The following is a 19,529-nucleotide window of genomic DNA, read 5'->3' as shown; positions in this document are numbered from 1 at the left end:
GAAAACAAAAGCCCTTCTGCGCAGCACCCGAAAGACGCGGTCACGCCGCGCCTTTCGATGACAGGGTCATTCACCCTGCCGCGGAGCATCCAGCTCAAAGGCCGTGTGCAATGCGCGCACAGCCAACTCCAGGTATTTCTCTTCGATGACCACGGAAACCTTGATTTCCGATGTGGAGATCATCTGGATATTGATGCTCTCCTTGGCCAGCGCTTCGAACATGCGACTGGCAACGCCGGCATGCGAGCGCATGCCGACGCCAACGATCGACACCTTGGCGATCTTGGTATCGCCGGACACTTCACGCGCGCTGATTTCACGCGCGGTGGCCTCAAGCACCTGCAAGGCCGCCTGATAGTCGTTGCGATGGATCGTGAAGGTAAAATCGGTGGTGTTATCGTGCGAGACGTTCTGCACGATCATGTCCACTTCAATATTGGCCGCGCTGATCGGGCCGAGAATCTTGAACGCCACGCCGGGGGTGTCTGGCACGCCACGGATGGTCAGCTTGGCTTCATCGCGGTTGAAGGCGATGCCGGAAATGATCGGCTGTTCCATGGATTCCTCTTCATCGATTGTAATAAGGGTGCCCGGCCCCTCTTTGAAGCTGTGCAGAACGCGCAGCGGGACATTGTATTTGCCGGCGAATTCGACCGCACGGATCTGCAGCACCTTGGAACCGAGGCTGGCCATTTCCAGCATCTCTTCAAAGGTGATCTTGTCGAGGCGCTGGGCCTGCGACACGACGCGCGGATCAGTGGTGTAGACGCCATCGACGTCGGTGTAGATCTGGCACTCGTCCGCTTTCAGCGCCGCCGCCAGGGCAACACCGGTCGTGTCCGAGCCACCACGCCCGAGGGTCGTGATGTTGCCGTGTTCGTCGACACCCTGGAAACCGGCGACCACTACCACACGACCCGCTTTCAGGTCGGAGCGGATCTTCTGGTCGTCGATCTGCAGGATGCGCGCCTTGTTGTGCGCGCTGTCGGTGAGAATACGCACCTGATTGCCGGTGTAGGACACCGCAGGAACGCCACGCTTCATCAAGGCCATCGCCAGCAGCGCGATGGTGACCTGCTCGCCCGTGGAGACAATGACATCCAGCTCGCGAGGAACCGGCTGATCACTGATCTGCCTGGCCAGCTCGATCAGACGATTGGTTTCACCGCTCATGGCCGACAGCACGACCACCAGGTCGTCACCCGCCTCACGGAATTTCTTGACCTTGTCGGCAACCTGCTCGATGCGCTCTACAGAGCCCACGGAGGTGCCGCCAAATTTCTGTACGATTAAAGCCATCTCAAAGCCGCCTCAAATCCCGTTAAGAGCACCCATTAACATTCGAGTCCCAGTAAGGCCTGCCGGTGTGCGGCAGGCACGCTGACCCGACTCAGATACCCTGCTCTACAAAAGGAACGGCCAGTGCCAGCGCTGAATCCAGCGCGCCGGCATCGACACCACCGCCTTGAGCCATATCAGGACGGCCACCACCTTTACCACCTACGGCGGCAGCTGCCTGCTTCATCAAATCACCGGCTTTGAGTTGGCCAGTCAGGTCCTTGGTCACGCCTGCGACCAAGACAACCTTGTCCTCATGAACACTGCCGAGCAGGATCACTGCGCGGCCGAGCTTGTTCTTCAACTGATCGACAAGCGCCAACAGCGCCTTGCCGTCCTGACCATCCAGGCGCGTGGCCAGAACCTTGACCCCTTTGACATCCAGCGCAGCTGACGACAGGTCGTCACCGGCGGCACTGGCTGCCTTGGCTTGCAGTTGTTCCAGTTGTTTTTCCAGCAGACGGTTGCGTTCAATCACCGCCGTCAGCTTGTCCAGCAGGTTGTCGCGATTGCCTTTGACCAGCGTCGCAGCTTCCTTAAGTTGATCTTCGGCCGAATTCAGCCAGGCCAGCGCCGCAGCGCCAGTGACGGCCTCGATACGGCGCACGCCTGCTGCAACACCGCCTTCACTGACGATCTTGAACAACGCGATGTCACCGGTGCGGCTGGCGTGAATGCCACCACACAGCTCGACAGAGAACTCGCCGCCCATGCTCAGTACGCGAACGCTGTCGCCGTACTTCTCGCCGAACAGCGCCATGGCACCCTTTTTCTTCGCCGTGTCGATATCGGTTTCTTCGGTCATTACCTCGGTGTTCTTGCGAATCTCGGCGTTGACGATATCTTCCAGCGCGCGCAGTTGCTCGGGCTTGATCGCTTCGAAGTGGCTGAAGTCGAAGCGCAGACGCTGACTGTCGACCAGCGAGCCTTTCTGCTGAACGTGCTCACCCAGCACCTGACGCAATGCGGCGTGCAGCAAGTGAGTGGCCGAATGGTTCAATTTGGTTGCATCGCGAACTTCATCAGCCACTTGTGTTTCAACCTGCGCGCCAACGCTCAGGCTGCCGGACGCCACAACGCCGTGGTGCAGGAACGCACCACCGGTCTTGGTGGTATCACTGACGTCAAAGCGCGCGTCACCGGCCTGCAGGAAACCGCTGTCACCGATCTGACCGCCCGACTCGGCGTAGAACGGGGTGATGTCGAGAATCACCACGCCCTCTTCGCCTTCATTCAGGTGAGAAACCGACTGGCCTTCCTTATAGAGGGCCACGACGCTGGCGCTGCCAGTGGTCGCCGAGTAACCGGTGAACTGCGTGGCCACATCGACCTTCACCAGGCTGTTGTAATCCATGCCGAACGAGCTGGCCGAACGGGCGCGCACGCGCTGGGCGTCCATTTCACGCTCGAAGCCTGCTTCGTCCAGGGTCAGGTTGCGCTCGCGGGCGATGTCGCCGGTCAGGTCCATCGGGAAACCGTAGGTGTCGTACAGCTTGAACACCACTTCGCCCGGAACCACGGTGCCTTTTAGGTCGGCCAGATCCTGCTCGAGGATTTTCAGACCTTGCTCGAGGGTCTTGGCGAACTGCTCTTCTTCGCCTTTCAGTACGCGTTCGATGTGCGACTGCTGTTGCACCAGCTCAGGGAACGCAGACCCCATCTCGGCAACCAGCGCGGCAACGATCTGGTAGAAGAAGCTGCCCTTGGCACCCAGTTTGTTGCCGTGACGGCAGGCGCGACGAATGATGCGGCGCAGCACATAACCACGTCCTTCGTTGGACGGCAGCACGCCGTCGGCGATCAGAAAGCCGCACGAGCGAATGTGGTCAGCCACGACTTTCAGCGAAGCCTGGTTGTCATTGCTGCAACCAATGGCCTTGGCCGACGCAGCCAGCAGGCTCTGAAACAAGTCGATTTCATAGTTGGAATGCACGTGCTGCAGGACCGCACTGACGCGCTCCAGGCCCATGCCGGTATCGACCGATGGCGCTGGCAGCGGGTGCAGCACGCCATCTGCAGTCCGGTTGAACTGCATGAATACGTTGTTCCAGATCTCGATGTAACGGTCGCCGTCTTCTTCCGGCGAGCCCGGCGGGCCGCCCCAGATTTCCGGGCCGTGATCGAAGAAAATCTCGCTGCAAGGGCCGCATGGGCCGGTATCGCCCATGGTCCAGAAGTTATCGGAGGCGTACGGTGCGCCTTTGTTGTCGCCAATACGGACCATGCGCTCGGCAGGTACGCCGATCTCCTTGGTCCAGATGTCGTAGGCTTCGTCGTCAGTGGCGTACACCGTGACCCAGAGCTTTTCCTTGGGCAGGTTGAGCCATTTTTCGGAGGTCAGGAAGGTCCAGGCGTAGGTGATGGCATCACGCTTGAAATAGTCACCGAAGCTGAAGTTGCCCAGCATTTCGAAAAAAGTATGGTGACGAGCGGTGTAGCCGACGTTTTCCAGGTCGTTGTGCTTGCCACCGGCACGCACGCATTTCTGACTGGTAACGGCGCGGGTGTAGGCGCGCTTTTCCTGGCCCAGGAAGCAATCCTTGAACTGGTTCATGCCTGCGTTGGTGAACAGCAGGGTTGGGTCATTGCCCGGAATCAAGGAGCTTGAAGCGACACGGGTGTGGCCTTGCTCTTCGAAGAAGCCAAGGAAGGCTTCACGGATTTCTGCGCTTTTCATAGGTTCTTCCACGGAGACTGCGGCCAGAGGCAAGTGCAAAACGTCAAATGACGTAGCGACGGCAAAGGGCCGCATTATATAGGCGTTGCGCCCTCGGTACAGTGTGTTTGTGCGATAGAAACAAGTAACTGGATTATCGGCATGTCATGAGTGTTCAAAGGCTGCGAATGCGGCGATGACCTGTTCGATCTGAGCGCGCGACACGTTCAGGTTGGTCACCATGCGCAGCCGCGACGAGGCCGTGAGTACGATGCCACGCTCGGCGCAGAACGCTTTGAGCGATGCCGCGCGCTCGCCGATCTGCACATAGACCATATTGGTCTGCACCGGCTCGACAGCGTAGCCGAGCCCGCTCAGGCCTTCAGCCAGAAACGCCGCGTTGGCATGGTCGTCTGCCAACCGCTCGACCTGATGATCCAGCGCGTAGAGCCCTGCCGCCGCCAGCCCTCCAGCCTGACGCATGCCACCGCCGAGCATCTTGCGCAAGCGGCGGGCCTTGGCGATCAATGGCTGCGAACCGCACAGCACCGAGCCGATCGGCGCGCCCAGCCCCTTGGAAAGGCAGACCGAAACCGAATCGAAGTGCCGGGTGATCTCGCGGACATCGACACCCAGCCTGACCGAGGCGTTGTACAGCCGTGCGCCGTCCAGATGGAGAGCGAGCCCCTTTTCCAGAGTCAGGGTACGCGCGGCAGCCAGGTAGTCCAAGGGCAGCACTTTGCCCTGCATGGTGTTTTCCAGGGCCAGCAGGCGCGTGCGGGCAAAATGAAAATCATCGGGCTTGATGGCGTCGAGCACCTGCTGCAGGTCCAGAGAACCGTCGGCCTGTACCTCCAGCGGCTGTGGCTGAATGGAGCCCAGCACTGCCGCACCGCCACCTTCGTATTTATAGATGTGGGCCTGCTGACCGACGATGTACTCGTCGCCGCGTTCACAGTGCGCCATCAGCGCCAGCAGATTGCTCATGGTGCCCGACGGCACGAACAGCGCGGCATCGAACCCGAGGCGCCCGGCAAGCGTCGCTTCGAGCAGATTGACGGTAGGGTCCTCGCCGTAGACGTCATCGCCAACGGGCGCACGTGCCATGGCATCAAGCATGCCGGCCGTGGGCAGAGTCACTGTGTCGCTGCGCAGATCGATGACAGTCACGAAAAAGCTCCCTGAAGTTGAAGATCGATAATGCATGCAACCTTTGGCTTGCAACAAGGCATTACTGACGACCCGGTACATGATAATCAAGCGCGGCCGCTCTCGATACTCCGACTCCTTATAAGAAAAAGGCAGGTATACCGTACGAAAGTGTCCATGCATGATCCAGCGAACTATGATAAAAATCTCGCGCCGGCCACGTAAAGTGACGGCAACGTTCTCAGGGCGGGGTGTAATTCCCCACCGGCGGTAATGACGCGCAATGCGTCTAGCCCGCGAGCGCTTGGGGGTCGTGGCGTTGGCCGCGATCTGCAAGGTCAGCAGACCCGGTGTGATTCCGGGGCCGACGGTCATAGTCCGGATGAAGAGAGAGCGGGATTGGTGTCAACAAGAACGTCTGTAAAACCTATCCATGAACGACATCGTTCAGGAGGCTTTCCTACGCAGCTTGAATCCCTTTCGATCCAAATGCCCTGTTTTTTCCATAAACAGGAGTCAGAACACGTGCAACCAACCGCAATCGACAGCAAAAGCAAAAGCCACGCAAACGAGCGTGTCGCGTTCATCCAGGCCTGCTGGCACAAGGATATCGTCGACCAGAGCCGCAAAGGTTTTATCGCCGAGATGGCCAATCAGGGCTACGCCGAAAGCGATATCGACATCTTTGAAGTGGGCGGCGCCTTTGAAATCCCGCTGCATGCAAAACTGCTGGCCAACACCGGCCGCTACGCTGGCATCGTCGGCGCCGCACTGGTAGTGGACGGCGGCATCTATCGTCACGAATTCGTCGCGCAGTCAGTGGTCAGCGCGCTGATGCAGGTCCAGCTGGAAACCGAAGTACCGGTGTTTTCCGTGGTCCTGACACCGCATCACTTCCATGCCGGCGAAGAGCATCAGAAGTTCTTCTTCGATCACTTTGTGCACAAGGGCGAAGAAGCAGCCAAGACCTGCGCCGACACCCTGAACAAGGTACGCAGCCTGCGCCGTCTGGATGCACAGCAGAAAGCGGCCTGCTGAGACGCAGCATCGGTAGGTGTTCTCCCGGACACCTATCGTTCTGGACGCTCTGCGTCCGGTCCTGAGGGTGCCGAGCGATCAGCCGAGGCTATCCGCATCAGTGGGTACGATCAGAATCCCCGCCCGCAGGCCGTTTTTGACCTTGGGGTTGGGGAAGATGATCCTCGCGCCCTCTTCTTCCACTACCCAGCGTGAACCACCCGCGTCTTCGGCCAGCACGTAGCCCTTTTCCAGCGGGGAGAAGTTCTCGACGTCATCGGCCAGGTTGAAGGTGAACGCATCGGTGCGCTTGATCACTTCCCGCGCCACGCTGAACAGTTGCAAGCCTTCAAGATTGTCATCCCGCTCGGGCTCGGTGCCCTCGATGAGCTGCTCGATACACAAGCGCAGCGGCCCGAGATTGACCTGCTGGTTATGCCCGAACGGCCGCGCCTTGCCCAGTTCCAGAGTGAAAGCCTCGGCCCCCAATTGATCGTAGGTGTAGGCGCTGAACACAATGGACGGCTTGTTCTGCAGCAGCACCGCACTCATGCCCGCGGCCCGCAGCCGGGCCAGCTCAAGCCGGGAATGCTGACGTCCTTCCTTCCACGGGTACAGCGCGAACTGTTCGATCGTCGAGCCGCGAATGGCGGTGTGCAGATCGTAATGCAGCCGATAACGCTCCGGCAGACTGAAAAAGCTGGCGGCCAGTCGTTCCAGCTCGCAGGCCCGCAACGCCTCGGCGCCACCGCTTTGCAGATGACGGCCGTTGAACAGCCGATTGACGTCCTGCTCGACAAAACGCGCCCCGCGTCGCATAGCGTCGGGATTGCCGAACAGGAACAGAATTCGTGCGCGCGGTTTCAGGTCGCTGCGCGCAATGCTGCGGATCAATTCATCCAGCAGCTCGATGGGCGCAGTCTCGTTGCCATGGATACCGGCAGACAGCAGCAGGTCAGTGCCATTGTCACGAGCCTGTGGCGGGCGGACTTCCAGTGCGCCCTCGCCCATCCAGCGCATGCGCACGCCTGCGACGGTCAGTTGAGTCTTTTCCGCCGGCTCACGTCCAGCCAGGGTCAGTTCAAGCAGTTTGCCGAGGGCGAGCATGGCGCGCTTCCTTAGTGGTTGCAGTCAGGACCGTGAACGTGACCGTCTTCCTCGACGCCCATGTCGGCCGGCTCCATTTCCAGTTGCAGGCTGACCAGGTTGGTCGCCAACGGACGCAGCAGCAGGTTGGCGTATTCGGCATCGTCCTCTTCGACGTCAACGCCGATCAGCAACTGGCCACGGCCATCCTGCTGAATCCACAATTCCTTGCCCTGCCAGATGACGGCAACGCGGGTGCAGGACGTTTCCAACTGGGTGCCATCAGTGTCTTCAAGGATCAGTTGCAGGGCGTCGCTCATATAAAAATGCTCTCTATAAAGGAAATAGTGCGCCGGACAGTGGCCCGACGCGCAGGATGCTTCAATTCAGTTGGAACGGATAAACCGCGCCCAGTTTAAGGATTTGCGTCAGTTCATCCAATGCCGCGCGGCATTCGTCGAGCAATCGAGGGTCGGCCAGATCGCTTTCACTCATGCGGTCCCGGTAGTGCCTGTCGACCCACTGCGTCAACGTTTCGTACAACGGCGCAGTCATGATCACCCCCGGATTCACCGCCGCCAGCTCGGTGTCGTTGAGCGCCACCCGCAAGCGCAGGCAGGCTGGACCACCACCGTTCTGCATGCTTTGTTTGAGGTCGAACACCTTGACCTCGGCAACCGGGCTGTCATCGGCGATCAATCGTTGCAGGTAAGCCCAGACACTCGCGTTCGCCTGGCATTCCTGCGGCACTATCAGCAGCATCGAGCCATCGGACCGCGACAACAGCTGGCTATTGAACAGGTAGGAGCGCACGGCATCCTGAACCGAGACCTCGGCACGCGGTACGCAAATCGCCCGCAACTTACCGCCGACAAGACTGAGCTTGTCGCGCAGCTCATCGAGCATCGGCTCGGTATTGAGGAATGCGTCCTGGTGATAGAACAAGACCTCACCGTTGCCGACCGCAATCACATCGTTGTGGAACACCCCCTGATCAATGACCTCCGGGTTCTGCTGACTATAGACCACGCCGGCTTCGCTCAGACCGTGCAGCCGCGCAACGGCGCGTGACGCCTCCAGGGTCTGACGCGCCGGATACTTCTGCGGCGCCGGGTAGCGCGTGTCGAAGGCACTGCGGCCAAACACGAAAAACTCGACACCGGCCTCGCCGTAATCACGACAGAAACGGGTGTGGTTGGCAGCGCCTTCATCGCCAAACTGCGCGACAGGCGGTAGCGCAGGGTGATGAGCGAAATGCTTTGCATCCGCGAACATCGCGCCGAGCACGCGGGTGGTGGTCGGATGCTCGATGCTGCGGTGGTATTTGCAGTTGAGGTTGGCCGCCGTGAAATGCACGCGCCCATCGGCAGTGTCGGCACTGGGGCTGACCGTGGCCGCGTTGGCCACCCACATGCTGGATGCCGAGCAACTGGCGACCAGCAACGGCATGTCCTGACGGGCCGCTTTTTCAATCACCTGCTCATCGCTGCCGGTGAAGCCCAGACGGCGCAGGCCGGACACATCAGGACGTTCCTGCGGTGCCAGCACGCCTTGGGTAAAACCCAGGTCCATCAGCGCTTTCATTTTCGCCAGGCCTTGCAGCGCCGCCTCACGCGGGTTAGCACTTTGCTGGCTGTTACTCTGGGAGGCAACGTTACCGTAGGACAACCCGCCGTAGTTGTGGGTTGGCCCGACCAGACCGTCAAAATTCACTTCACAGGACTTCATCGGCAAGGCTCCGTGGATCTATTCTTATAAGCAATCGTGCGCACACTGTCAGCTCAGCCTGATGCCGGGGGTCAGTGTCGCAGGCAGCGTCAGGCTGCCGGCCTCCAGCGAAGCCACCGGATAGGCGCAGTAATCGGCCGCGTAATAGGCGCTGGCGCGATGGTTGCCCGAGGCGCCTACCCCGCCAAACGGGGCGCTGCTGGCGGCTCCGGTCAACGGCTTGTTCCAGTTGACGATCCCGGCACGGCTGTGCAGCCAGAACTGCTGATAACGCGCTTCGGAGTCAGAGAGCAGGCCTGCCGCCAGGCCATAACGGGTGGCGTTGGCTTCGGCGATGGCGGCGTCAAACCCGGCGTAGCGGATAACCTGCAGCAGCGGGCCGAACAGCTCTTCGTCGGGTCGATCGGGCACCGCGCTGACATCGATAATGCCCGGCGTCAGCAGCGCCGAGCCGGGCTGCGGCTGGCGCATTTCCAGCAGGGTCAGTGCGCCGTTGGCGAGCAGATTGCGCTGCGCGTCGAGCAGGGCGCGTGCTGCCTCCAGCGAAATCACCGAGCCCATGAACGGCGCAGGCTGTTGATCGAACGCGCCGGCTTCGATAGTTGCGCTGACGCCCACCAGTCGTGCCAGCAAGGCATCACCCCAGTCGCCTTCGGGCACCAGCAGACGACGCGCACAGGTGCAGCGCTGGCCGGCAGAAATGAAAGCGGACTGAATGATGGTGTACACCGCTGCATCGATGTCCTGTACCTGATCGACGATCAGCGGGTTGTTACCGCCCATTTCCAGGGCAAGGATCTTGTCCGGCTGACCGGCGAACTGCTGATGCAGCGCATTGCCGGTCCGGCTCGACCCGGTGAAGAACAGGCCGTCGATACCCGGATTGGCCGCCAGCGCGATACCGGTTTCGCGACCGCCCTGCAGCAGGTTCAGAACCCCGGCAGGCAGTCCGGCTTCGATCCAGCACTTGACGGTCAGCTCAGCGACTTTCGGTGTCAGTTCGCTGGGTTTGAACAGCACCACGTTGCCCGCCAGCAAGGCAGGGACGATATGGCCGTTGGGCAGATGCCCGGGAAAGTTGTACGGGCCGAACACGGCGACCACGCCGTGCGGCTTGTGGCGCAGTACCGCAGTGGCGTCGCCCAGTGGCCCGCTCTTTTCGCCGGTTCGTTCGCGATAGCTCTGCACCGAGATGGCAATCTTGTTGACCATGCTGGTCACTTCGGTCGCTGATTCCCACAACGGTTTGCCGGTCTCTTCACCGATGCACTGCGCCAGCGCGTCGGCGTGATGTTTGAGCCGTGCAGTGAAGGCCTCCAGTATCGCGATGCGCTGATCCAGAGACAGCAGTGCCCAGGCAGGAAATGCCTGACGCGCCGCCTGCACCGCCTGCTCGACCTGCGCGGCGCTCGCCCCACGCCCGGACCACAGCACCTGCTGGGTCACCGGGTTCAGCGAATTGACCACCTCACGCTGCCCGTCCTGCCAGGCACCTGCGATGTAAAGGCTATTCATCAAACGCCCTCCCGCGCCGCAGACAAGGGTACCGCGCGCACATTGTCGCCCGCACTCATGCGCAGGCGCTTGGCGGTTTGCGGAGCGACGACCAGCGTACCGGCGGCAAAACGCGCAGCGCCTACCGTGATGCGGCAGTCTTCACGCTTGCGGTTGTAGATGAGGAACTGTGGAGCATCGTCACCTGGCGTGCCTATGGCCAACACCAGCGCCTGGCTGTCCTTGATTGCGCGAATCTTGCCGGTCTCGCACTCGATGGCCGGGCCGGCATCGAAGATGTCGACATAACCCTGATACGAAAAGCCTTCGCTCTTGAGCATGGTCAGCGCAGGCTCGGTGTCGGCATGCACCCGACCGATCACGTTGCGTGCGTCTTCGGAAAGAAAGCAGCTGTACAACGGAAACTTGGGCATCAGTTCGGCGATGAATGCCTTGTTGCCCACGCCGGTCAGGTAATCCGCCTGGCTGAACTCCATCTTGAAGAAATGCCGCCCCAGACTTTCCCAGAACGGCGAACGGCCCTGCTCATCGGACATGCCGCGCATTTCAGCAATGATCTTGTTGCCGAACAGCCTGGGGAACTCGGCGATGAACAGCATGCGCGCCTTGGACAGCAGGCGACCGTTGAGGCCGTTACGCGAATCACTGTGCAGGAACAGCGAGCACAGCTCGGAATTACCGGTCAGGTCGTTGGCCAGGAACAGGGTCGGAATTTCCCGGTAGATGTTCAGCTCCTGTGAAGCGCTGACGGTCAGACCGACCCGGTAGTTGTACCAGGGCTCGCGCAGACCGACCGCTCCGGCAATGGCGGAAATGCCCACCACCCGGCCGTCGTCATCTTCCAGCACGAACAGGTAATCGGCATCGCCGCGCTCGGCTTCTCCGCGAAAGGTCTTTTCGGCCCAGCCTACCCGGTGCGCCAGACGCTGCTCATTGGCGGGCAGAGTCGTCAGACCGGCGCCGGTGCTACGCGCCAGCTCGATCAACGCGGGCAGGTCGCTGCTGCGTACAGGACGAACGATCATGTTATCTCCTCAGCGGCTCATCAAGAGCCTTGAAACTCGCTAATCAGCTATCGAACGTCCGGTTCAGACCGCGACAATCCGCACACTGGCACCTTCACCAACACCCAGGGCATCGGCAGCCTGGAGACTCAGCACCACCGGCCTGCCGGGCGCCCAGTCCAGTTCCAGCAGCACCGCGCGGTAGTCCTGCAACAGGCCATTGGCGATCAGATACAGACGCCCGCCCTTGCCGACATCGCTGCCTTGCCCGGGCTCGACCTTGACCGGAACCAGACGGCTCTGGGCAATCGAACGAATCCCGGACACCCGCGCGTGCAGCGTCGGTCCACCGTCGAAAATGTCGATGTAGTGATCGGTTTCAAAGCCCTCGCGCATCAGGATGTCGAAGGTGATCTGCGCGCGCGGATGCACCTGCCCCATGGCTTCCTGCGCTGCGTCGGGCAGCAGTGGCACGTAGATCGGGTAATGCGGCATCAGCTCGGCGAGGAAGGTCCGGCTTTTCAGCCCGCACAGGCGTTCGGCAGCGGCGTAATTGATATCGAAGAAGTTGCGCCCGATGGCATCCCAGAACGGTGAGTCGCCCTGCTCATCGCTGTAACCGACGATCTCGGTCACCACCGAATCGGCAAAGCGCTCGGGGTGACTGGCGACAAACAGCAGCCGACCGCGCGAATTGAGCTCCGACCATGCCGTGCCGACCAGCTCCGGGACCACGTAGAAACTGGTCAACAGACTGTTGCCGGTCAGGTCATGACACTGCGACAGCACGTGAATCTTGTTATGGATCTTCAGTTCGCGGGAAGCATGCACGAAGGTTTCGTTGCGAAAACTGTAGAACGGCTCGGAGTAGCCCGCCGAGGCCACGATGCCCGAGCAGCCCACCAGCTTGCCGCTTTCGCTGTCTTCGAGCACGAAGAAGTAGGTTTCTTCGCCGTTGAAGCTGACTTCGGCGGCAAACGACGCCTCCGACGAGCCGATCTTGTCGGTCAGGCGGCCAGCATCGTCGGGCAAGGACGTGACACCGATAGGGCTGTCGGCAGCGAGGCGTTGAACCTCGGCCAGGTCAGCCATTTGCGCAGGGCGCATTACCAGCATGGTGCCACTCCTTGTAGATCGACCAGCCTTTACGACCGGCGCTAGTAAAAGCACCACATGGCGTCAGGCCGCATGGCGCAGGAAACAGGTGCGGCGTCCGCCATCAAGCGGACGCCGCAAGGCTGCAATCGGGTCAGGATGTCAGTTTGGCGATGGCGCGTTCGAAGCGCTTCAGGCCCTCTTCGATGTCTGCGTCTTCAATCACCAGGCTCGGCGCGAAACGAATCACGTCAGGGCCGGCCTGCAGGATCATCAGGTCCTGGGCCTCGGCCGCATTGAAGATGTCCTTGGCCTTGCCTTTCCAGGCATCGGACAACACGCAACCGATCAACAGGCCCAGACCGCGCACTTCGCTGAACACGCCGTATTGCTGGCCGATACTTTCCAGACGGGTCTTGAATTGCTGATGCTTGCGCTGCACGCCCGCAAGCACTTCAGGCGTATTGACGACATCGATGACCGCCTCACCGACCGCGCAGGCCAGCGGATTGCCGCCATAGGTGGTGCCGTGCACGCCGACCGCGAAGTGCCTGGCGAGCTTTTCAGTGGTGAGCATGGCCGCCAGCGGGAAACCGCCGCCGATGCTCTTGGCGCTGGAAAGGATGTCCGGGGTCACGCCGTAATGCATGTAGGCGAACAGATGACCGCTGCGGCCCATGCCGCTCTGCACTTCATCGAACACCAGCAGGGCGTTGTGCTCGTCACACAGCTTGCGCGCACCTTGCAGGTATTCCAGCTGACCCGGCAGAACACCGCCCTCGCCCTGAATCGGCTCCAGCACCACGGCACAGGTCTTGTCGGTAACAGCAGCCTTCAGTGCGTCGAGGTCGTTGTACGGCACATGGCTGATGCCGGTGATCTTCGGCCCGAAACCATCGGAGTACTTCGGCTGCCCACCCACGCTGACGGTGAACAGGGTGCGGCCATGAAAGCTGTTCAGCGCCGCGATGATTTCGTACTTCTCCGGGCCGTACTGGTCATGCGCCACACGGCGTGCCAGCTTGAAGGCGGCTTCGTTGGCTTCAGCACCGGAGTTGCAGAAGAACACGCGCTCGGCGAACGTCGCATCCACCAGTTTTTTCGCCAGACGCAGGGTCGGCTCGTTGGTGAAGACGTTGGACACATGCCAGAGGTTATTGGCCTGCTCGGTCAACGCACCGACCAGCACCGGGTGGCAGTGGCCTAATACGTTGACGGCGATACCGCCCGAGAAATCCACCAGTTCGCGCCCCGCCTGATCCCAGACCCGGGAGCCCGCACCGCGCACAGGGATGAACCCGGCCGGGGCGTAATTGGGGACCATTACCTGGTCGAAATCGGCGCGTTGCACCGCAGCATGCTCAACGGACATCGGAGTCTCCTGATGAGGAACGCCTGCCTGAAACTGGCGAGCGATGGAAAGATTGTAAGGACTGATTTGTGTTCGGCCTTGCCGCCAGGCGACAACTTGTTACAGCGCAAAACCGGGTTTTTTCAAGGTTTTCGGCAATGCGACAATTTGCGTCACAAAGGCGCAGTTTAAACGGATTGAGGCGGGCCTGTCTGGACCTGAGCTGTCGCGGCAGCACTTCTATCGCGACAAGACAATCAACCGCGTTCGGCAGGCACAGGGGAAAGTTCGAACGGGCTGCTACTGCGTCGCTGATTGCGGTCTTCGCGCGGCGTGGCACCGAAGAAATTGCGGTAGGCGCTGGAGAAGTGCGGCCCCGAGGAAAAACCGCACGAAAGGCCGATCTGAATGATCGACTTGCTGGTCTGCATCAGCATCTGGCGCGCCTTGTTCAGGCGCAGCTCCAGGTAGTACTGGCTGGGCACACGGTTGAGGTACTGCTTGAAGATCCGTTCCAACTGACGACGAGACACGCACACATGCTGAGCGATTTCGTCGGTGGTCAATGGCTCTTCGATGTTGGCTTCCATCAGTAGCACCGCCTGGGTCAGCTTGGGATGGCTGGAGCCCAGACGGTTCTGCAGCGGAATGCGCTGACGCTCGCCGCCTTCGCGAATGCGCTCGACCACCAGCTCTTCGGAAACCGCCCCGGCCAGTTCGGCCCCATGATCACGGGACAGCACCGCCAGCAGCAGGTCGAGCACCGACATGCCACCACAGGCGGTCAGGCGATCCCGATCCCAATCGAACAAATGGCTGGTGGCGATGACCTTGGGGAAACGCTCGGCAAAGTCGTCCTGCCAGCGCCAGTGCACGGCGGCACGGTAGCCATCCAGCAGGCCCAGTTGCGCAAGCGGATAGACGCCCGCTGACAGCCCGCCAATCGAACAGCCGGCACGCACCAGTTGCTTGAGCGCACTGCCCAGCGCCGGGGCCACACCTGCAGGAGGCTCGTCAGCCAGCAAAAACAGCTTCTGAAAGCCTTCCAGCCGGCCGGCCCAGGGCTCACCCGGCAATTGCCACGCGCTGGCGAGCGCCGAAGGCTCCGTGGCCTCGGCCTGCAGGAACGACAGCTCATAGACCACTTCAGGGTGAACGCGCTGCGCAACGCGCAAGGCTTCCTCGGCCAGTGCCAGGGTCAGGGCTTTGGTGCCAGGCCAGACGAGGAAACCTATTCGATGGGCAGTCATTGGGACATCCGATACGTATTGCCGCAAAAGCCGAGCCTTGGAAGATAGCTCGATCTGGAACATCCAGGTCGTGTCGCGCGTCGCGCAGCATGCCCTGTTCTGCCATAAAAAGGCATCGTCATACGCTGCCGATCGTCACTTCAGGCTGCCGGACAGGAATTGCTGCAAACGCTCGGTCTGCGGATTGGCCAGCACTTCGCGCGGGGCACCACGCTCCAGAACGACACCCTGATGCAGGAAAACCAACTGATTGGAGACCTCACGGGCGAAACCCATTTCGTGAGTCACCACCACCATGGTGCGGCCTTCCTGAGCCAGGCCCTGCATGACCTTGAGCACGTCACCGACCAGCTCCGGGTCCAGCGCCGAGGTCGGCTCATCGAACAGCATCACCTCGGGCTCCATCGCCAGTGCGCGGGCAATCGCCACACGCTGCTGCTCACCGCCGGACATGTGCCCAGGGTAAGCGTCCTTGCGATGGGACACGCCGACTTTGGCCAGATAGTGTTCGGCCTTTTCCAGCGCTTCCTTTTTCGACACACCCAGCACATGGACCGGCGCTTCGATGATGTTCTGCAGTGCCGTCATGTGCGACCACAGATTGAAGTGCTGAAACACCATCGACAGGCGTGAACGCATACGCTGCAATTGCTTGGCGTCGGCAGCTTTCAAACCGCCTTCCTTGTTAGGCACCAGCTTCAGCTCTTCGTTGTTGAGCAGGATCTTGCCGGCATGGGGCTGTTCGAGCAGGTTGATGCAGCGCAGAAAGGTGCTTTTGCCAGAGCCGCTGGAGCCGATGATGCTGATGACATCGCCGGCCTTGGCGGTCATGGACACACCCTTGATCACTTCGTGACTGCCGTAGCGCTTGTGCAGGTCCTGCACTTCCAGTTTGTTCATGCTTTGGGTTTCCACAGAACGGTCAATCACTGAGCAGACGTCCGTGACGCAGCGCCGTGCGCCCCGCCACCTTGGCCAGCCAGAAACCGGGTTGAGCGTAACGAAGCCGCTCGATGGCGAACAACACCCCGGCAGTATTCGCACAAATGGTACTGACCTGATCGGACAGCGGGTCGATCACTTCGAACAGCGGATCGCCCGCCTCGACCCTCTCGCCAGCAGCGCGCAGGAACGTCACCACGCCAGGGTGCGGCGCATAGAGCAATTCGGTGCCTTCGAACGGCAAGCCTTCGCAGGCTTCGTGCGCCGGCTGCGGCCAGTCGCCGCTGATGAAGCCCTGTTCGGCGAGGAACGCCAGGATACCCTCGGCGTGCGCGATTGCCTGCGGCTTGCCGGTATCGGCCTGACCGCCCAGTTCAAGAGTGGTCGCGAGGCAGGCCAGCGGGATCTGCGCCTGCGGGAAAATCCGCGAAAGGCGCAACCACGGCAGCGAGCAGGCTTCATCGAAAGAGCTGCCACCGGAATCCTCGGCGAGCAGCGCCACCTGGATATTCAGATGCGCCGACAGCGAACGCCATTGTGGCCAGTGCTGCGGCAAGGCGTACATGTGCAACGCGGCATCAGCATCACAATGCAGATCGAGCACCACATCAGCGACGCAGGCATGACTGAGCAGGATGCGTTGCATGCCTTGCAATTCGCTCTGCGGCGCGGGCAGACCTTCGAGCGCAGCGCTCATTGCCTGGCGAATCAGCCGGGTATTGGCGCGCGGGTCGTCGCCCAGTTGACCTTCCAGCAACTCGGCGACCGGCTCGCTCAGCTCGGTGAAGTCACGGTTGAAATTCTTGCCACTGCCGAACTCGAAACGGCCCTGATGCGCGCCTTGCAGCAACTGCCCCAGGCCCAGTGGATTGGCCACCGGCACCAGTTCGACGACACCTTTGAGGAGGCCCTGCTGCTCCAGCTCGGTGAGGCGTTTTTTCAGCTCCCAGGCCGTGCGCATGCCGGGCAGTTCGTCGGCATGCAGGCTGGCCTGGATGTAGGCCTTGCGCTCGCCGGTGCCGAAGCGAAAGACGCTCAGCGTGCGTTGGGTGCCGAGGGTGCTCCACGGCAATACATGATCGGTTCTTTGCATTTCAGACCTTCCGTGGGGCGAGGTAGCCCAGCCAGCGGCGTTCGGCGATCTTGAACAGCCGCACCAGAATGAATGTCAGGCACAGATAGAAAACGCCTGCGGTGATGTAAGCCTCGAAAGGCAGGTAGAACTGCGCGTTGACCGTACGGGCCGCGCCGGTGATGTCGATCAGGGTCACGATGGACGCCAGACTGGTGGTCTGCAGCATCATGATGACCTCGTTGCTGTACTGCGGCAGCGCCCGGCGCAAGGCCGAGGGCAGCAGAATGCGCCGGTACATCTTGGCTTTCGACATACCCATGGCCCGCGCGGCCTCGATTTCACCGGCCGGTGTGGACTTGAGGCTGCCCGCGATGATCTCCGCCGTGTAGGCGCTGGTGTTGATGGTGAACGCCAGGCAGGCACAGAAGGTGGCACTGGACAGCCAGGGCCACAAAAAGCTTTCGCGCACCGCATCGAACTGGGCCAGCCCGTAATAGATCAGAAACAGCTGCACCAGCATAGGCGTGCCGCGAATCACGTAGGTGTACAGCCACGCAGGCATGTTCACCCAAGGGTTTTTCGAGACTCGCATCAGGCCCAGCGGCAATGCCGCCAGCAGCCCGAACGCCAGCGAAATCGCCAGCAGCTTCAGGGTGGTCAGCAGGCCGCCGAAGTACAGCGGCAGACTGTCCCAGATCACGTTGTAGTCAAAGATCATAGGTCAGCCGCCCTCACGCCCACCGAGTAGCGTTTTTCGAGGTAACGCAAGGCGAGCAGCGACACGCTGGTGATCACCAGGTACATCGCCGCAACCGCCAGAAAGAAGGTGAAAGGCTCGCGGGTGGCATCGGCCGCCTGCTTGGCCTTGAACATCATGTCCTGCAGACCGACCACGGAAATCAGCGCGGTGGCCTTGGTCAGCACCAGCCAGTTGTTGGTGAAACCGGGAATCGCCAGACGAATCATCTGCGGCACCAGAATGCGGAAGAACACCTTGCCGCTGCTCAGGCCATACGCCATGCCCGCCTCGGCCTGCCCCTTGGGAATGGCCATGAAGGCACCGCGAAAGGTTTCCGAGAGATACGCGCCGAAGATGAAGCCCAGCGTGCAGATGCCAGCCATCAACGGATCAAGGTCGATGTAGTCGTCAAACCCCAGCAACGGGGCGACGCGGTTGAGCAGGTCCTGGCCGCCGTAGAAGATCAGCAGAATCAGGACCAGATCGGGAATACCACGAACCACCGTGCTGTACAGGTCGCCCAGCCAGGCGATCCAGCGTACCGGAGACAGCCTCAGCGCCACGCCGATCAGACCGAGAACGATCGCCAGAGCCATCGACGACAGGGCCAGCTGCAACGTCAGCCAGGCACCTTCGAGGATGACAGCTCCGTAACCTTTCAACATGATGTGCGGTCCTCAAGCGTGGAATAAAAATGGCGCAATCCAGGCAATTCTGTTTGCGCCATTGGTCAGGGTAAGGACGACGACTTATTTGCCGTAGATATCGAAATCGAAATACTTGTCCTGGATAGCCTTGTACTTGCCGTTGGCACGGATCGCGGCGATGGCGGCGTTGAGACGGTCAAGGTCGGCCTTGTCGCCCTTGCGCACGGCAATGCCGATGCCGTCACCAAAGTATTTCGGATCGACGAACGACGGACCTACGAACGCATAGCCTTTGCCAGCGTCGGTTTTCAGGAAGCCGTCCTGCAACAGCGTGGCGTCGGCGACAGTACCGTCCAGGCGACCTGCACCGATGTCCAGGTAGATTTCGTTCTGCGAACCGTACGGCGTCACTTCGACACCTTTGGGAGCGAGGACTTCACGGGCGAAACGCTCGTGGATCGAGCCACGCTGCACGCCGATCTTCTTGCCCTTGAGTTCAGCCAGGCTGTCGCTGATCGTAGTGCCGTCCTTCATGACCAGACGCGCCGGGGAATTGTAATACTTGCCGGTGAAATCAACGGACTTCTTACGGTCGTCAGTGATGGACATCGACGACAGGATCGCGTCGATCTTGCGCACTTTCAGCGCCGGGATAAGGCCGTCGAATTCCTGCTCGACCCAGGTGCACTTGACCTTCATTTCTTCACACAGCGCATTGCCGATGTCGTAGTCAAAGCCGACGATGCTGCCATCCGGGGCCTTGGACGCGAACGGAGGGTAAGCCGCTTCGATACCGATTTTCAGTGGTTTTTCATCAGCAAAGATCGGCTGGGCGAGCACGGACAACGCCATCGCGCCAATAAGCATGAGCTTTTTCATTTCCAGGGACTCCATCGGTAAAGCACGACAAGTGGCAAAGTGAGCAAGCGCCCAATGT

At 60.8% G+C, this 19,529-nt stretch carries 17 protein-coding genes and 1 riboswitch; of the genes, 1 reads left to right on the top strand and 16 read right to left on the bottom strand.

Features of this window, described 5'->3' with window-relative positions; genetic code table 11:
• Positions 1 to 66: 66 nt before the first annotated feature.
• From JOE34_RS14130 to ltaE, 3 genes are all read right to left on the bottom strand, one after another.
• Positions 67 to 1,299 (bottom strand): aspartate kinase, encoded by a 1,233-nt coding sequence (locus tag JOE34_RS14130; protein ID WP_003369901.1) that lies wholly within the window; start codon positions 1,297 to 1,299, stop codon positions 67 to 69.
• Between the two features lie 91 nt (positions 1,300 to 1,390).
• Positions 1,391 to 4,015 carry an alanine--tRNA ligase gene (alaS, locus tag JOE34_RS14125; protein ID WP_004404395.1) on the bottom strand — a complete coding sequence of 875 codons (2,625 nt, stop codon included), beginning with the start codon at positions 4,013 to 4,015 and terminating at the stop codon, positions 1,391 to 1,393.
• Positions 4,016 to 4,159: 144 nt separating this feature from the next.
• Positions 4,160 to 5,164: a low-specificity L-threonine aldolase gene (gene ltaE, locus JOE34_RS14120; protein ID WP_209995991.1), complete on the bottom strand. Its 1,005-nt coding sequence runs from the start codon at positions 5,162 to 5,164 to the stop codon at positions 4,160 to 4,162.
• 212 nt (positions 5,165 to 5,376) lie between these two features.
• Positions 5,377 to 5,542, top strand: a riboswitch (FMN riboswitch).
• A 126-nt stretch (positions 5,543 to 5,668) separates the two neighbouring features.
• Between ltaE and JOE34_RS14115 the strand changes: the two genes are divergently transcribed.
• Complete coding sequence (locus JOE34_RS14115) at positions 5,669 to 6,181, top strand: 6,7-dimethyl-8-ribityllumazine synthase (RefSeq protein WP_003369893.1); 513 nt, start codon at positions 5,669 to 5,671, stop codon at positions 6,179 to 6,181.
• Between the two features lie 78 nt (positions 6,182 to 6,259).
• Here the strand turns inward: JOE34_RS14115 and astE are convergent, their stop codons facing one another.
• The 13 genes from astE to JOE34_RS14050 form a co-directional block, all read right to left on the bottom strand.
• Positions 6,260 to 7,267, bottom strand: a complete 1,008-nt coding sequence (gene astE / locus JOE34_RS14110; protein ID WP_057419708.1) for a succinylglutamate desuccinylase — start codon at positions 7,265 to 7,267, stop codon at positions 6,260 to 6,262.
• 11 nt (positions 7,268 to 7,278) lie between these two features.
• Positions 7,279 to 7,566 carry a hypothetical protein gene (locus tag JOE34_RS14105; protein WP_003314741.1) on the bottom strand — a complete coding sequence of 96 codons (288 nt, stop codon included), beginning with the start codon at positions 7,564 to 7,566 and terminating at the stop codon, positions 7,279 to 7,281.
• A gap of 61 nt (positions 7,567 to 7,627) precedes the next feature.
• Positions 7,628 to 8,974, bottom strand: a complete 1,347-nt coding sequence (astB, locus tag JOE34_RS14100) for an N-succinylarginine dihydrolase (RefSeq protein WP_122243011.1) — start codon at positions 8,972 to 8,974, stop codon at positions 7,628 to 7,630.
• 48 nt (positions 8,975 to 9,022) lie between these two features.
• Complete coding sequence (gene astD / locus JOE34_RS14095; RefSeq protein ID WP_195765688.1) at positions 9,023 to 10,492, bottom strand: succinylglutamate-semialdehyde dehydrogenase; 1,470 nt, start codon at positions 10,490 to 10,492, stop codon at positions 9,023 to 9,025.
• Positions 10,489 to 11,514, bottom strand: coding sequence for an arginine N-succinyltransferase (gene astA / locus JOE34_RS14090; protein ID WP_010422476.1), 1,026 nt, complete (start codon positions 11,512 to 11,514; stop codon positions 10,489 to 10,491). The genes astD and astA overlap by 4 nt, the downstream gene beginning before the upstream one ends.
• Positions 11,515 to 11,577: 63 nt before the next feature.
• Entirely contained in the window at positions 11,578 to 12,609 is a 1,032-nt protein-coding gene (gene aruF / locus JOE34_RS14085) for an arginine/ornithine succinyltransferase subunit alpha (protein WP_003424821.1), read from the bottom strand.
• A 133-nt stretch (positions 12,610 to 12,742) separates the two neighbouring features.
• Positions 12,743 to 13,960, bottom strand: a complete 1,218-nt coding sequence (locus JOE34_RS14080; protein WP_046266077.1) for an aspartate aminotransferase family protein — start codon at positions 13,958 to 13,960, stop codon at positions 12,743 to 12,745.
• Between the two features lie 236 nt (positions 13,961 to 14,196).
• Positions 14,197 to 15,189 carry a transcriptional regulator ArgR gene (gene argR, locus JOE34_RS14075; RefSeq protein ID WP_004404405.1) on the bottom strand — a complete coding sequence of 331 codons (993 nt, stop codon included), beginning with the start codon at positions 15,187 to 15,189 and terminating at the stop codon, positions 14,197 to 14,199.
• Between the two features lie 135 nt (positions 15,190 to 15,324).
• A complete protein-coding gene (locus JOE34_RS14070; RefSeq protein ID WP_004416899.1) occupies positions 15,325 to 16,089 on the bottom strand; it encodes an ATP-binding cassette domain-containing protein in 765 nt (254 codons plus the stop codon).
• A gap of 22 nt (positions 16,090 to 16,111) precedes the next feature.
• Positions 16,112 to 17,224 (bottom strand): succinylglutamate desuccinylase/aspartoacylase family protein, encoded by a 1,113-nt coding sequence (locus JOE34_RS14065; protein WP_046266076.1) that lies wholly within the window; start codon positions 17,222 to 17,224, stop codon positions 16,112 to 16,114.
• Position 17,225: 1 nt separating this feature from the next.
• Positions 17,226 to 17,924, bottom strand: a complete 699-nt coding sequence (locus tag JOE34_RS14060) for an ABC transporter permease (RefSeq protein WP_004404413.1) — start codon at positions 17,922 to 17,924, stop codon at positions 17,226 to 17,228.
• A complete protein-coding gene (locus JOE34_RS14055) occupies positions 17,921 to 18,610 on the bottom strand; it encodes an ABC transporter permease (RefSeq protein ID WP_003314732.1) in 690 nt (229 codons plus the stop codon). Before JOE34_RS14055 ends, JOE34_RS14060 begins: the two co-directional genes overlap by 4 nt.
• A gap of 84 nt (positions 18,611 to 18,694) precedes the next feature.
• Positions 18,695 to 19,471: an ABC transporter substrate-binding protein gene (locus JOE34_RS14050; protein ID WP_004416894.1), complete on the bottom strand. Its 777-nt coding sequence runs from the start codon at positions 19,469 to 19,471 to the stop codon at positions 18,695 to 18,697.
• Between the last annotated feature and the right edge of the window lie 58 nt (positions 19,472 to 19,529).

Origin of the sequence: Pseudomonas sp. PvP028 (assembly GCF_017832255.1) — a bacterium.
GTDB classification, from domain to species: domain Bacteria; phylum Pseudomonadota; class Gammaproteobacteria; order Pseudomonadales; family Pseudomonadaceae; genus Aquipseudomonas; species Aquipseudomonas syringae.
The sequence above is the reverse complement of the archived record's forward strand: the minus strand, read 5'-3'. Positions and strand labels throughout refer to the sequence as shown.

Excerpts from the sequence above, each read along its gene's own strand:
- JOE34_RS14080 (WP_046266077.1), bottom strand. The coding sequence starts at position 13,960 with ATGTCCGTTGAGCATGCTGCGGTGCAACGCGCCGATTTCGACCAGGTA.
- astA (WP_010422476.1), bottom strand. The coding sequence starts at position 11,514 with ATGATCGTTCGTCCTGTACGCAGCAGCGACCTGCCCGCGTTGATCGAG.
- aruF (WP_003424821.1), bottom strand. The coding sequence starts at position 12,609 with ATGCTGGTAATGCGCCCTGCGCAAATGGCTGACCTGGCCGAGGTTCAA.
- astE (WP_057419708.1), bottom strand. The coding sequence starts at position 7,267 with ATGCTCGCCCTCGGCAAACTGCTTGAACTGACCCTGGCTGGACGTGAG.
- astB (WP_122243011.1), bottom strand. The coding sequence starts at position 8,974 with ATGAAGTCCTGTGAAGTGAATTTTGACGGTCTGGTCGGGCCAACCCAC.
- JOE34_RS14065 (WP_046266076.1), bottom strand. The coding sequence starts at position 17,224 with ATGCAAAGAACCGATCATGTATTGCCGTGGAGCACCCTCGGCACCCAA.
- JOE34_RS14060 (WP_004404413.1), bottom strand. The coding sequence starts at position 17,924 with ATGATCTTTGACTACAACGTGATCTGGGACAGTCTGCCGCTGTACTTC.
- JOE34_RS14070 (WP_004416899.1), bottom strand. The coding sequence starts at position 16,089 with ATGAACAAACTGGAAGTGCAGGACCTGCACAAGCGCTACGGCAGTCAC.
- JOE34_RS14055 (WP_003314732.1), bottom strand. The coding sequence starts at position 18,610 with ATGTTGAAAGGTTACGGAGCTGTCATCCTCGAAGGTGCCTGGCTGACG.
- JOE34_RS14050 (WP_004416894.1), bottom strand. The coding sequence starts at position 19,471 with ATGAAAAAGCTCATGCTTATTGGCGCGATGGCGTTGTCCGTGCTCGCC.
- alaS (WP_004404395.1), bottom strand. The coding sequence starts at position 4,015 with ATGAAAAGCGCAGAAATCCGTGAAGCCTTCCTTGGCTTCTTCGAAGAG.
- argR (WP_004404405.1), bottom strand. The coding sequence starts at position 15,189 with ATGACTGCCCATCGAATAGGTTTCCTCGTCTGGCCTGGCACCAAAGCC.
- JOE34_RS14130 (WP_003369901.1), bottom strand. The coding sequence starts at position 1,299 with ATGGCTTTAATCGTACAGAAATTTGGCGGCACCTCCGTGGGCTCTGTA.
- JOE34_RS14105 (WP_003314741.1), bottom strand. The coding sequence starts at position 7,566 with ATGAGCGACGCCCTGCAACTGATCCTTGAAGACACTGATGGCACCCAG.